The 13,436-nt window shown below is 59.7% G+C and carries 11 protein-coding genes; 9 read left to right on the top strand and 2 right to left on the bottom strand.

Annotated elements, in window-relative coordinates; all coding sequences use genetic code 11:
• Positions 1-121 precede the first annotated feature (121 nt).
• Positions 122-442: an ElaB/YgaM/YqjD family protein gene (locus tag BT199_RS05270; RefSeq protein WP_019817806.1), complete on the top strand. Its 321-nt coding sequence runs from the start codon at positions 122-124 to the stop codon at positions 440-442.
• A 34-nt stretch (positions 443-476) separates the two neighbouring features.
• Here BT199_RS05270 and BT199_RS05265 read toward each other — a convergent pair whose 3' ends face one another.
• Positions 477-1,514: an Ldh family oxidoreductase gene (locus BT199_RS05265; protein WP_072434064.1), complete on the bottom strand. Its 1,038-nt coding sequence runs from the start codon at positions 1,512-1,514 to the stop codon at positions 477-479.
• Between the two features lie 170 nt (positions 1,515-1,684).
• On the opposite strand from BT199_RS05265, the gene BT199_RS05260 reads away from it, so the two are divergent.
• Positions 1,685-6,826 carry a dermonecrotic toxin domain-containing protein gene (locus BT199_RS05260; RefSeq protein WP_139271600.1) on the top strand — a complete coding sequence of 1,714 codons (5,142 nt, stop codon included), beginning with the start codon at positions 1,685-1,687 and terminating at the stop codon, positions 6,824-6,826.
• Between the two features lie 19 nt (positions 6,827-6,845).
• On the opposite strand, the gene BT199_RS05255 is transcribed toward BT199_RS05260, so the two are convergent.
• The gene (locus BT199_RS05255; protein ID WP_014718736.1) at positions 6,846-7,115 is read right to left on the bottom strand and encodes a PepSY domain-containing protein; all 270 of its coding nucleotides are present in this window, start codon (positions 7,113-7,115) and stop codon (positions 6,846-6,848) included.
• A gap of 148 nt (positions 7,116-7,263) precedes the next feature.
• Between BT199_RS05255 and BT199_RS05250 the strand changes: the two genes are divergently transcribed.
• The 7 genes from BT199_RS05250 to BT199_RS05220 all read left to right on the top strand — a co-directional run bounded on the left by BT199_RS05250 (position 7,264) and on the right by BT199_RS05220 (position 13,269).
• Positions 7,264-8,262 (top strand): FecR family protein, encoded by a 999-nt coding sequence (locus BT199_RS05250; RefSeq protein WP_072434062.1) that lies wholly within the window; start codon positions 7,264-7,266, stop codon positions 8,260-8,262.
• A 314-nt stretch (positions 8,263-8,576) separates the two neighbouring features.
• The gene (locus tag BT199_RS05245; RefSeq protein ID WP_014718738.1) at positions 8,577-9,035 is read left to right on the top strand and encodes a hypothetical protein; all 459 of its coding nucleotides are present in this window, start codon (positions 8,577-8,579) and stop codon (positions 9,033-9,035) included.
• Entirely contained in the window at positions 9,035-9,586 is a 552-nt protein-coding gene (locus BT199_RS05240) for an adhesin (protein ID WP_072434061.1), read from the top strand. The genes BT199_RS05245 and BT199_RS05240 overlap by 1 nt, the downstream gene beginning before the upstream one ends.
• A gap of 68 nt (positions 9,587-9,654) precedes the next feature.
• Positions 9,655-10,389 carry a hypothetical protein gene (locus tag BT199_RS05235; protein WP_003190893.1) on the top strand — a complete coding sequence of 245 codons (735 nt, stop codon included), beginning with the start codon at positions 9,655-9,657 and terminating at the stop codon, positions 10,387-10,389.
• Between the two features lie 61 nt (positions 10,390-10,450).
• Positions 10,451-11,131 carry a C39 family peptidase gene (locus tag BT199_RS05230; RefSeq protein WP_019817800.1) on the top strand — a complete coding sequence of 227 codons (681 nt, stop codon included), beginning with the start codon at positions 10,451-10,453 and terminating at the stop codon, positions 11,129-11,131.
• Between the two features lie 37 nt (positions 11,132-11,168).
• Entirely contained in the window at positions 11,169-11,912 is a 744-nt protein-coding gene (locus BT199_RS05225; RefSeq protein ID WP_032901657.1) for a hypothetical protein, read from the top strand.
• 49 nt (positions 11,913-11,961) lie between these two features.
• Positions 11,962-13,269, top strand: a complete 1,308-nt coding sequence (locus tag BT199_RS05220; protein ID WP_014718742.1) for a coiled-coil domain-containing protein — start codon at positions 11,962-11,964, stop codon at positions 13,267-13,269.
• Positions 13,270-13,436 lie beyond the last annotated feature (167 nt).

The raw sequence follows: 13,436 nt of genomic DNA, 5'->3' as shown, positions 1-13,436 counted from the left end.
GGCCCAAAGTTCCCGATCCGGATTTTGCCTCGGATGAGCGCGTGGGGAAAAAAACTGCAACTTTTGCCACCCCCCGATACTCCATTGTTCACTGCCACATCCACCTGCAAGGAGTCACTCAATGGCCCGCAAAACCGCCGCCCAAGCTGTCGAAGATCAAATCAAGGACCAAGCGTTCAGCGAACTGAGCGCGTTGATCGAAGAGTCGGACAAACTGCTCAAAAGCAGCGCATCCCTGGTGGGCGAGGAAGGTGAAACCCTGCGCGAGCAGGTTGCCATCAAACTCAAGCAAGCCCTGGAATCGGTGTCCAATGTGCGTGAACGCAGCAAGCCGGTCGTGGATGCCACCGAGACTTACATCGGCGGGCACCCATGGCAGACCGTGGCCATTTCCGCAGGCTTTGGCCTGGTGGTCGGCCTGTTGCTGGGTCGCCGTAACTGATCCATTCAGGCTGCGCCCCCCCGCGCAGCCTGTTTCACCCCGCCGCCAACGCCCTCAACTCGCGCAACGCCTGCGCGTCCAGTTCGATCCCGGTTTCCTGCGACTTCGCCCGCGTACGATGGCGTCGGTCCCCCGGCAATCGACGCAACCCCGCCGCATGCATCTGCCGCACCAGCTCCTGGCTGCGTTGGGCGAAGCTTTGCCCAGCGGTTTTACTCGGGTCGATCACGATCAGAAGCTGGCCTGTCCACGGCGTGCGCGCGCCTGGGTGGTCCGTCCAATCGAATTCAAAAGAGAAGTTGCCGCCCGTCAACGCTGCCGCCAGCAACTCCACCATCATCGACAGTGCCGAACCCTTGTGCCCGCCAAATGGCAACAGTGCGCCGCCTTCCAGAATGGCTTTAGGGTCCTGGGTCGGCTGCCCGAGGCTATCGACGCCCATGCCCGGTGGCAACCGCTCGCCTTTGCGCGCGGCGATTTGCACATCGCCATGGGCGATGGCGCTGGTGGCCAGGTCAAACACAATCGGCGCACCGTCGGCCCGGGGCGCCGCAAACGCGATGGGGTTGGTGCCGAACAACGGACGATCCGCGCCGTGGGGCACCACGCAGGTCATGCTGTTGACCACGCTGAGTGCCACCAGCCCCTCCTCGGCAAACGGCTCGACGTCCGGCCACAGGGCAGCAAAGTGATGGGAGTTATGGATTGCCAGCAACGCGATGCCGGCGCTGTGTGCCTTCTCCACCAGCAACGGGCGCGCCGCCGCCAGGGCCGGCTGGGCAAAACCATTGCCCGCATCGACGCGCACAAAGCCTGAGGCCACATCGGTCACGCTGGGGACGGCGGTGCCGTTGACCCATCCACTGGCCAGCGTCGAAAGGTAACCGGGGATGCGAAAAATACCGTGACTGTGGGCACCGTCACGCTCGGCACTTGCGCAGTTGTGCGCAAGAATCGCAGCAACCTGCGCCGATGTGCCGTGCCGAACGAACACCTGATGAAGTAACTCCTCCAGTTCAGCGAAGCGGATCGAGGCACAAGCGGTGGCAACTGTCGGGGACTGCGCAGACATTTGAAGCTCCGTTTTTATGATTGGAAGGGGCAACGAATGGGACATCCAGACCCTCGATTAAACACCACGCACACTCTGCGTTGTCAACGTGCGCAGCGCTGAATATTTACCGCCTTGCACCACGGACGCCTGCCTACCCTGTGCTTTTCCTGGCACGCCGGAGACAGGCTGTGGTTCGCTTAACGCCCCCGTATTTCTTCCCTGAGTTTCTCAAACCCCAAGGCAAAGCCTCGCCCACCGCTCGTGAACGTACGCTGGGGCTCACCGCCAAAGACCTTGATTGGCTGTACAACCTTTACCTGGCTACCGACGAGTCTCGGCAGGACACAAGCCGGCATGATCACCCCATGCGCGTTGAAAAGGTCCTGATCAACATTTCCGGCAAGCCCCCCATTCCCCTTGCCGGCGCGTTCGCGATCAGCCCGACACCCGACGCCGCCAAGGCATTGCTCTACATGCCGGATAACGGCATACAGGTCTATGACAGCCACGCTGCCCTGCTGAGTGAATTGATCGAGCAATTGGAAGACCCACTGCAGAGCGCCCCTTTGCTGAGCTACCTGTCGATGGACCAACGCAATGCGCTGGGCGCTGACACGCCCATGGTGTTGACCACTCAGCTCATCGAAGGTGAAGTCATGCCGGAGCAAGCACGCATGCTCCAGGCCTGCCAGCTGGATAACGTCAAGGCCATGCTCGACCACCTGCAAAAAACCCCGACCTTGCCTGACATGCTCGACACGCTGCTGAGCGTCATGGCCCGCCCCCATTTCAAACACCTGGATCAACGGGACACACGGGTCAATGTCTTAACCCGCGAAGCTGAGCAAGCAACGCCACGCTGGGTCAACTCGCAGACCTTGAGCGAAGCGCTGCTGCAATTTTATGTGCGTCACAGGTGGCCCAAAGGGCAGATACGCGAATACTCGAACCCAAAACATGACACCACTGGTTTCACTGCCTCCGAACGGGAAGAAGATCACCGGCGTTGGGAGGCCTTGATCGAACAAAGCTCCAGTACTTTCTCGAAGCTGTTGGAAAGCCTGTTGCAGACCTACTGGAATGAAGATATCGACAGCGGCACCTCGCGCGTGGATTTTTTTGCTCAAGGCGTGGCGCAGAAGTTTCGCCTCGATGTGTTGCTCAAGCGCCAGGGCGAGATTATTACCGCCGAGGAAAGCCACGCACTTCAGGCCCTGTTCCTCAGCGACCAAAGCGCCCGCAGCGCCCATGCCGAAAACCTCAGCGTGGAAAAGGTGCGCCTTTATGCCCCTCATCAACATTTCGTTGAACCAGCGAGCACCTTGATGATCACCGAGCACCACGCGTACCTCTACACCCAATCGCGCGGGTTACAGGTGCTGGAAAACCTCGACGACCTCAAAGACCGGTTACTGAGCATGCTCAAGGCCGAAGGCTACGAGGACGAATGGCTCAACTTCCTCTCATTGGATGAGCGCGACACGCTGCTCGGCCTGGACCCGATCACCATCGCGGCAAGGCCGATACCCGGCAATGTGTTCGTGACCTTGGTACAAGACATTGCGCGCAAGCAAACGGACAACCTTAACCACGCCCTGGAAATCTACCGGCGCAGCGATGGCCAAGTGGACCTCACAGCCCTGCTGGACAGTGCCCTGGACGTACGTGCCTTGCTGGACAATCAACTGGCCACACTAGAGACCGACGGGCGCTGGACCTTGCATCCGGTCACCCGTGGTAATGGCCGCCCTACGACCGTCAAGGCCGAGCGCGCCCGGCTGCAGCTTCAGAACCTGCGGGCGATTGAGCGTGCGCTGGCGATGGAGCGCGCGCACCACCCGACCTTACGTAGCATCGTCGCTGACACGCTCAACGCTGAACTGCAACTGCAGCAACAGTCAGTCAAAGCCGAAGAGGTGTTTATCAATACCTACGCCACGCGTGCCCAGGAGCGTGAAGAGCGTGCGACAGTGCAGTCATTGAGCATGCTTGAGCACTTCATTGAACGTCTGGCCCAAGAGGCGCCTGCGGTGCCCTTCTCGTCCAGGACGAAGTTCTATACGCGGGGCGAAGGCAATGTCTTCGTGCAATTGCCAAGCATGACGCTCAAGACGTTCAACACCGTCATCGAGCGCGTCCTGCTGCTGTTTTCCAAGCACGCCATGCGCCAGCAACCCCACGAGTTTCTGGTCAAGACTCACGCCAAACACGCCCACTCGATGCTGGTGGGGTTACGCAGCGAAGCCGAGCTGAGGTCGCTGGATAAAACCCTGGCGCCCACAAGCCAGGCCATTCTCGACACGCTACTTCAGCCCGACAGTCTGTCGCGCTTGACACGCCATGGCCTTAACGGATTTTTGCCGGATGCCTATGGGTTGACGCTGGACTTGAACGCCGTCGATACGCCACAACCGCTGGCCAATACGTTCGTGATTACTGAGCGCGGCGGTATCGACCCGCAGCGCTCGGGCCAGGCGCTGCTCTGGACCCCGCGCCTGGGCTACGAAGTCTTTGCCTCGATCAACGCCCTGCGCGATGAAATCACCCAGCGCCTGGCGCACCCGATCAACAGCTTGAGCCTGCTGGAAAATCTGCCGTTCAGCTTGCGCGAGCCCCATCAGGCATTTCGCCAGGGCCCGCTGCAACGTATTGATCAGGACCTGTTGAATGACCGAGTAAACAGCTACAACGACGCGGTCATGGAAGGCGTGGATCACCTGCAATCCATGGGCCTGCGCGCCCGTGCCTTGCAGGATCGGTTGGACGCCGTCATCGAACAGCCTCCGCCCACCAACCTTGGCAGGGCAATCACACTGGCCGATGCCATGGTCAACCAGCAGGCACTGCCGGTGTGGCTGGGTATGGCGCCGGCCCAGGACCAAATCCACCAGGCTGAGCTTCTGGAGCAGTACTGCAACAACGCCGACGAGGAACATGACTACCTGCATGACATCCAACCCCTGCGTGCTTATGCCTTCACCACGCTGATGACGCTGCTTGAGGCGCGCTTTCCCGGCCAGGCGCTCAACCCCGATCACATCCTGCTCCCCACCGATGCAGTGCTCGATGTGAATGTCGACAACCTGACCGACTTTGCGTTGCGGCACTGGCCAAATCTGACAGTTCAACACATCCGCCCACGTTCACGCACGGCAAAGCCATTACCGCAAGCCCTGGACGCAAGTGCCGTGATACAAATGGTGCGACAGCTGGATCTCAAAAGCGCTTATCAGCAACAGGTGCGAAGCCACCTTGAGGCGCAAACCGATGATGCACGCCAACGCAGGCGTCTGTTTTGCCGTCAGTTGCCGTGGCAAGCGCTGCAACACGCCGACGAGCAACGTTTGCAGGAGCGACTTTCCACCCGAGCCTTGAGCCTGGTCCAGCAGATTTTCGATATGCCGGACACCGTGGCCCGAGCGTCACTCAGCGGGACCACGGCGATGATTCGACCGCTGGAACTGATCGCCACCGAAGGCGCCAGTACCGCCAAGGTGCTGGGTGTGTACCTGATCGGCCCGCAGTTTCCTGGCGAGGGTCCATGGGTGCTCTACGCGCCGTACAGCGAACAGCATGTGTTCAAGGAATACGCGGATGAAACGGCCTTGCTGGATGAGATACAAAGGCCCGGCATCCTGCAGGACTGGGTGCTTATGCACATGGAAGATCCGCACCAGGCCACTTACCGCCATTTGCTGAAAAACAACCAGCATAGCCCGTCCGATATCCGCCTGGCCGCTTCGGCAGTGACGGGCAATGTGCTGCATTACCTGTTCAGCGAGAACACATTGATGTTGCTCAAGGTACTGGGCAGCCAATTCGAAGAAGGCACCAAGACCTTGTGGGATCATGCGACCCGCTTGTTCGGCACGCAAATCCCGACGGCGGTGCAGTTCATGGCCGGCAAACTCGCCTACCCGCTGGTGGTATGGCGTAGCTACACCTTGTTCAAGCGCTCGGCCGAAGCCTTGCAGCTACACCAGTGGCAGGCTGCATTCAAGGATTTCGTCAGGGGCGTGGCGCAAATGGCCGCCCTGCGCAGTGCGGTGGACGGCACCGCCCTTGCCCCACCCACTGAAAAGGAGCGCTCGCTGGCCGAGCTGACAGATGAGTCACTGCCCGCAGCCACCACCCTCGCCACCTGGCATGTCACCTGCCCTTCGCGCACCCGGCTGCAACCGTTCGAGGCACAGGACGTGGCGTTGCAAGACCTGAAAAAGAGCACGCTCAGCCAGGTGTATGAAGACCAGAAAAACGCGAAATACTACGTGCCGCTGGCCGGCAAGGTGTATAGCGTCAAGAACGCCGCACAACATTGGCGCCTCGCCAACGACGAGCAGGTGGGGCCGTACATCGGCCGTAATGCGCAGGGCATATGGGTACTGAAGCTGGACGGCCAGGAGCCGCGCTTCGGCAGGGCCCAGTCGTACCTCAAGACGTGGCGCAATGAGGTACGGGACATCAACATTGAAGCGGTCGGTATCCGCGATATTGGCGCGTTGACCTATTGGAAAGCCCAGGCCATCACCGAAGCGTTGAACTTTGCGACTTATTACGCGCTGAACTGCCGCCGCAACGTTGCGCAATTTGCTGTACAACGCGACCCTGACAGCCGGGTTGGGCGATTTTTAGGGGAAATGTTTGGTGTCGTCACACTGACCCCGGACCAGGTCTTGAGAGTCACAAAAATAATCGACGAGATCATCGATGAACTCACCGACCCCAGCTTGACCGGTCCGAACTCCATGCGTTTTGTCGCGGGCACCAGCCGACAGGATCCGGCGTCGGATTATGCATTCATAATTCCCGCTGACACAGAACGCAAGCTGTATCTTCTGAGCCGATTCTTCGACCCCAATCTGGACGTCTACCAGAACCGTCTGCTGGAGAATGTAGCGTTCAACATATCGACGCACGCCAGGGCCAGCACGCTGATTCACGAATTATCGCACTTGAAGCTCGACACCGTGGACATTGCCTACCTGGACAGCATGCGACCCTTCCCAGACTTGATCAATATCGAAAGGCCCGGCGCCGAAGTGCTTAAAACCACCCTGGAGGATCTGCGCAGCACCGCGTTATCGACGATGACGCCTGCAACGATGCTGTTCAAGACTCAAGACACCCTCACCGAACTGTGGGAAGACTTCAAACCAGGTTCTGCAATTGAAAAGAAAATTTTCAAGGCCACCGGCGCCAAGACCTTGCAGGACGCGAGGATCATTTTCATGTCAGTCCCTGATAAACGGATTGACACCATTCTGGCCAACGCCGACTCGGTGACGTACCTGATCACCCATCTTGGCCGCCAGGTGGAGCCGGGCGCCTGAACGGCCCCCGGCGAGTGCATCAGTCTTTCTGGTCACGCAGCACGTTACCGGAAGCGCCATCGATGCGCGCCTCATACACGATGCCATCGGACTTGCGACCTTTGACTTCCCAATAGCCATTGTCATCCGCTTCAGCGGCGTAGACCTCAATGTAGCCGGCCTTGGTTTTCGCCACCTCGATGGCTTTCTCAATGGTGATCCAGCCTGCACCCGGCTTGTCGGCCATGGCGGCGCCAGCGCTCAACAGCGCGGAAGTAGCACACAGGGCGATCAAGGTTTTCTTCAACATTTTCGTACTCCATAGTGGACGACAGGTTAATTCCTGAATTTTTAGGCGCACACAAACAAGAATAAGTTCCAATTGATGTGCAATCGCCATGATGCAGTTCTCGCCGTCCACCTTGGGAGGTTAGAATGTGGGAAATCAGGATGAGTTAATGAGCGAAAAGCCCCTTTCAGAAACCGAATATGACGCCATCACCGACGCCGCCGCGCATTGGTGCATGCGCCTGCATGCTGCAGATTGCACGGCGGGCGAACGTCAGGCTTTTACCCAGTGGCACGATGCCCATCCGCTGCACGCCTTCGAATATGCAGCCATGCTCGAGATCTGGGACGTGGCCGACCACCTGCCCCGCGACAAGCCTGAGGCGGTGGTGGTCCCAATCAAGAAGCCAGCCAGCCGCTTGCGCACCTACGCGGTGGCCGCAGCGGTGTGCCTGGCGGCATTGCCGCTTGCCGCCTTCACCGGCTGGGAAGCGGGCTGGTTGCCCAGCTCCTATGAACGGTTCGAAGCAGCCAATGGCTTGAAAAAAGTCACCCTGGGCGATGGCAGCCAAGTGGAGTTGAACCTGGGCACCGAGTTGGTCTACAGCCATTACAAGGACCAGCGCCGTGTCACCCTGAAAAAGGGCGAAGCGTTCTTCAACGTCACGCACGACAGCCACCACCCGTTTATCGTGCGGGCCGGCGAAGGCCAGGTGCGAGTGACCGGCACGCAATTCAATGTCTGGGAATATGAAAATCAGGTGCGGGTGATGTTACTGGAGGGCTCGGTGCAGCTCTCCAGCGACGGCGAGCATGCCAGTGTGCCGCTTAGCCCAGGCATGCAAGCCAGTTTCCATCAGGGTGACGCGACCCCGCAGGTCGCCGCTATCAATCCCGATGACACCGCGCTGGCATGGCGCCAGGGCAAGCTGGTGCTCGACAACCTGACCCTCACGGACGCCTTGCCCCTGATCAACCGCTACCTGAAAAAGCCGGTGATGCTCGCAGACGCCAGTACCGGCGCGATTCGCGTCGGCGGTATCTACAACATCAATGAGGTCAACAACCTCGTGCCCTCCCTGCCCAAGGTGTTGCCGGTGTACCTGACCCAAAACCAGGACGGCAACCCCGTGCTCAACTCCATTCCCCGTAAAGCCCCCAAGGGCTGAGCCCGCTCGCACGAAGCGGGACGTTTGGGCCGCAGGTGTCCATTTTTGAAACACCTCCCTCACCTGCATCGCCCGCCGTATGCGGATTCATGGTTCTGTCACAGGCAGTGTTACATGACTGAGACAGCGTGAGATGAGCATGGGCCTATCTCACGCCTTTGAGACTGTTTCACCCCTGAAACAGGGTTGCCATCACTTTGCCTCGACTTTCTCCCAACCCCTTGAATAACCACATCTAATAAAAAGCGGCACGCCTTCTGCTCTTTCCCTGACAACGCTGTTTAGGGTCAGCGTTAAGAATAAGGACTGCCGCCGTGAACACACTCACACACACCTCGTCGATAAACGTACTGCTGATCAGTTGCGTGCTCAGTGCAGGTGTCAGCCTGACGAGCCAGGCGGGTGACGGTGTGATCGTGACCGGGCGTACGGTGCAGGGCCACATGTACGGGCGCACCTCGCTGCCCGATCCCTACCCCAACACCGCAAATGCCAACCCCAGCAAAGAGATCAACAACGCTTTGACCGGCGAACTCAGCGACAGGGATATCGGCGGCATCAGCAGTGGCTCCAGCCTCGCCCGCTCCCTGCAGCCCAACGGCAGCCTGTCGGGCCTGGGCGCCACCCAAAACAGCATGTCGACACTTGGCGCTGGCGCAGCGGCAGGCCATGGTGCGGGCAGCGGCAGCAGCATGGGCGGGCAGATCAGCGACTCGATCCAGCGTGGCATGGCGCCGCTCAACAACCTCGGCAGCATGATGGGGGGCAAGTGATGAAGCGCGCCCTGTTGGTGCTTGCCCTGCTGGGCAGCGCCTCGGCCATGGCCGACAACACCGCCGTGATCAACCACAGCGGCCAGCAATACGACGGCGTGCTGTCGATCAACCAGGCCGCCGGCACGGGGCAACAAATGTCCAACAGCCGCGCCATCGCGCTCGGTGGCCAGGCCACCAACGTCGACATCCAGCGCGTCGACGGCAAGGTCGACCCGTCCCTGAACGCCAAGGCCGCGATCCAGGGCAACTCATTCAGCAGTGGCAACGGCGTACTGGGCATCAACCAGTCTGCCGGGGCTCATAACCAATCCATCAACGCTGTGCGGATCAGCCTCAACCCTGGCCCGCAGAGCATCGATGACAGCGTCCTGTTGCAACAGAACACGACGACGCTGGCAACCGACTCAGGGCTCACCCGCACCACTGGCAGCCGCCAGGTCGTGACCAGCGACCAGGCCTTCACCGGCAGCCGAGGAGTGACACAGGTGAACCAGAGTGCCGGGGTGGGGAACCGAGTGGCTAACACCCTGGGCATCACTATCAAGTAACCGCTTGGTAGACGTTCGTTAGACCGTACCAACACTTAACCAACTAATTAGAAGCAAGGAGAAACACCATGAAACCTCAAATGGCTCTGAAACCAATGGTTTTCGCTCTCGCCGCACTCATGGCTGCTGCTGCTCAAGCGGGTGGCTGGCATCCAACCCCACAACCCACCGGTACTGTGGCCGCTGTGGTCACTGACGTACAGAAAAGCGAACACAACAAATTCGACGACACCAACACCGAGAACAACGCATCAGCCGACAACTCGGTAAATAGCAACAGCGGTAATGTCGGGGTCAACGCACAATCAGGTTCCGGCAACCAGGCTGACAACGCCGGCGCCATTTCCAGTGCCAAAGGCGACTTCGCCACCGTGTTTGCCGTGATCGATGTCGACCAAGGCAGCTCGCATAACAACTTCGTCAACAAAGGCACGCAAAACAACGCCTCCCTGGACGGTTCCATCACCGGCAACTCCGGCAACGTGGGTTACAACGGCCAGGCCGGCCAGGGTAACCAGGGTAAAAACAACCTGGCCATCACCACCGCTGACGGCAAGAACATCGCAGCAGCGTCCAACACCGAGCAGAACTCGCTCAACAACAGCTACCTGAACACGGCCGCCAGCAGCCATGGTTATGGCAAGCCTCAGTACGTGTCCAACAACGCAAGCCTCGACAACTCGGTTAACCGCAACTCCGGCAACGTAGGTGTCAACCTGCAATCGGGTGCGGGCAACCAAGGCAGCAACAGCCTGTCGATCGGCCAAGGTTGCAGCGTCTGCGCCAGCGGCGTGCGCTTCTGATCCAACGGGGCCTTGGCGACAAGGCCCTTTTTTATTCCAGTGTCCAACAGGTCATTCGATCATGCGTATCGCGACCCTTACCCTCTTGATGTTGCTCACCGGCACGACCTGGGCAGGCACCATGGCGATTTCCGCCATGCCCGGCGGGGCGGTGATTTTCAAGAAGGTCGAGAGTATTCGCGAGCGCCGGTTCGCCAACCTGGTGGAACAGAAAACCGATTTCAGCTGCGGTGCCGCGGCACTCGCCACCATCCTGCGCCAGGCCTATTGGCTGGACGTCGACGAAGCACACATCATCAAAGGCATGCTGGTCACCGCCGACCAGGACCTGGTACGAACCCAGGGTTTTTCCATGCTGGACATGAAGCGCTACCTCGAAAGCATCGGCATGCGTGCCCGGGGCTACAAGATCGCGCCCGAGACCCTGCTGACCGTGAAAATCCCCGTGGTGGTGCTGCTGGAAATCCGCGGCTACAAGCACTTCGTGGTGTTGCAACGGGCCGACAAGGACTGGGTGTACATCGGCGACCCCGTATTGGGCCACAAGCGCTATTCCCATGACGATTTCGTCAAAGGCTGGAATGGCATTGTCTTCGCCGTACTGGGCGAGGGTTACGACAAGGCCAACGTCTTGCTCGACCCGCCCCTGCCGCTGACCGCCAAGAGCCAGATGAATGAGTTCAGGCCTGTGGGCGATGCCGAGCTGATGGATTTCGGTTTTATCCAGAGCGACTTCTTCTAGAAGCGCAATAAGGGGCAGGACGCCCCAGGAGCAGCAGATGAACACTTCCCGTTGGCTGACGGTCTTGTGTCTGGCCGCCTCAATGCCTGCTTATGCGTCCTCGGGGTTCAAGCCCATCGAACTCAAGGACGCCGAAATGGCCGAGCTGCGCGGCCGTTATGTGATGCCGGGACGCATCATCAGCTTTGGCATTGTCATGAGCAGCACCTGGACCAATGCCGAAGGTAGCAACATCACCGGCACGGCCAACATGCAGATCGACAAGACCACCATTACCCCACAGTTCTACGTGCAAACCACCGGCTCGACCGGTACCGGCACGCGCCCCAACACGGGCACCGGCAATGTGGTCGGTGGTGCCGGCCTCGGCAGCGGCCAGGGCGTGACCCAAAGTGTACGCACCGCCGGCGATGGCAACGCCGCCTACAACAATGTGGGCATCAACGTCGAAAATGGGGTTAGCCCCGCCAATAACCTGCAGTCCGGCCAGGTGCTTGTGGCGGGCGGTACAGTGACCGGGGACAGCGCCGCGGGCCGTGTCAGCGTATCGGCCAACAGTGGCGGCGTGCAGATGGCCATCCAGGCCAATCACAACCAGGGCAACAGCCTGCAACAGATCGGCGCGGGGAACGTGCTGCAGGGCACGGTATTGACCGGCGATAGCAACCTTGTCAGAAACATCACCCAGATCAACGTGGTGATGAACAATAACGGGCTGAACAACGCCGCGTTGAACTGCAACCTGGATCAACTCAAAGGCCTACGCACGCTCGGTTATTGAACTACGCTGACCCTCGACACTTACGCATTAGAAAAGGACGGCTTATTTCATGCATCGATCGTTATCGCTACGTGCGGTGGTTTGTTTGAGTACGCTCTTGCCCGCATCCGTGCTGTATGCCGCGCCAGACGCTGACATCGAAACCCTGAAGAAGGAACTGCTGGAACTCAAGCAACGCTACGACGTGCAGCAAAAAGCCTTGGCCGTGCTGGAGCAACGTGTGCGCCAGGTCGAGGACCAACCGGCAACGCCCGCCCCCAGGCGCCTGGCCAAATCACCGGCCGACTTCAAGAACGGCGCTAACACTGTCGCGGCTAGCGGTACGGGCGCAGCCGCGGCATCCGGTGGCGCTGGCGGGGGTGGCAGCTCCTACGGCCAGGCCCTCAAGGACGACTCGGCCCCTGCGCAAAGTGTGAGCAACCTGTACAACGAGGCCAGCGGCTTTTTCGGCAATGGCAAGTTCAGCGTGGAAACCGGCATCACCTATGCACGTTATGACGCGCGCCAGTTGACGCTCAATGGTTTCCTGGCGCTGGACTCGATTTTCCTGGGCAACATCAACCTGGACCGGATCAAGTCCGACAGCTGGACCCTGGACCTCACCGGGCGCTACAACGTCGACAACCGCTGGCAGTTCGACCTGAACGTACCGGTGGTGTACCGCGAGTCCACCTACCAGTCGGGCGGCGCCGGCAACGACGCCACGGCCACCTCCGAAGGTTCCGTGACTCGTGACCCGACCATCGGCGATGTCAACTTTGGCGTGGCCTACAAGTTCCTCGACGAAACCCCGACCTTGCCCGATGCGGTGGTATCGGTGCGCGTCAAGGCCCCGACGGGCAAAGAGCCCTTCGGCATCAAACTGGTCAAGCAACCTAACAACGATAACCTCTACGTGCCCGAAAGCCTGCCCACGGGTAACGGGGTCTGGTCGGTCACACCGGGCATCTCCCTGGTCAAGACGTTCGACCCGGCCGTGCTGTTCGGTTCGTTGTCGTACACCCACAACTTTGAAGATTCTTTCGATGACATCAGCAGCGAAGTCAATCAGAAGGTAGGAGGCAAGGTACGCCTGGGCGACAGCTTCCAATTCGGGGTCGGCGTCGCCTTTGCCTTGAACGAGAAGATGAGCATGTCGTTCTCGGTTTCCGACCTGGTGCAGCGCAAGAGCAAGCTCAAGCCCGATGGCGGCGACTGGCAATCAGTGGTGTCCAGCGATGCCAACGCCGGCTATTTCAACGTGGGCATGACGATTGCCGCCTCGGATAACCTGACCATCGTGCCGAACCTGGCGATTGGGATGACCGATGATGCGCCGGACTTTACGTTCAGCCTGAAATTCCCGTATTACTTCTGATTGGTTTGCCTGCGGGCGGTGTGTCAGTTACTGCATCTGTGACTGCACTCCCGCTTTCGCAGGCAAGCCAGCTCCCACATGGGCCCTGTATTGCCCACAGAATCAGCGCCTGACACAAATCCCCTGTGGGAGCGGGCTTGCCCGCGAAGGCGGAGTGTCAGTCACTG

The organism is Pseudomonas sp. NFR02 (assembly GCF_900119375.1).
GTDB lineage: Bacteria > Pseudomonadota > Gammaproteobacteria > Pseudomonadales > Pseudomonadaceae > Aquipseudomonas > Aquipseudomonas paracarnis.
Note: the sequence above shows the minus strand (reverse complement) of the source record. Positions and strands in the feature narration are given on the sequence as shown.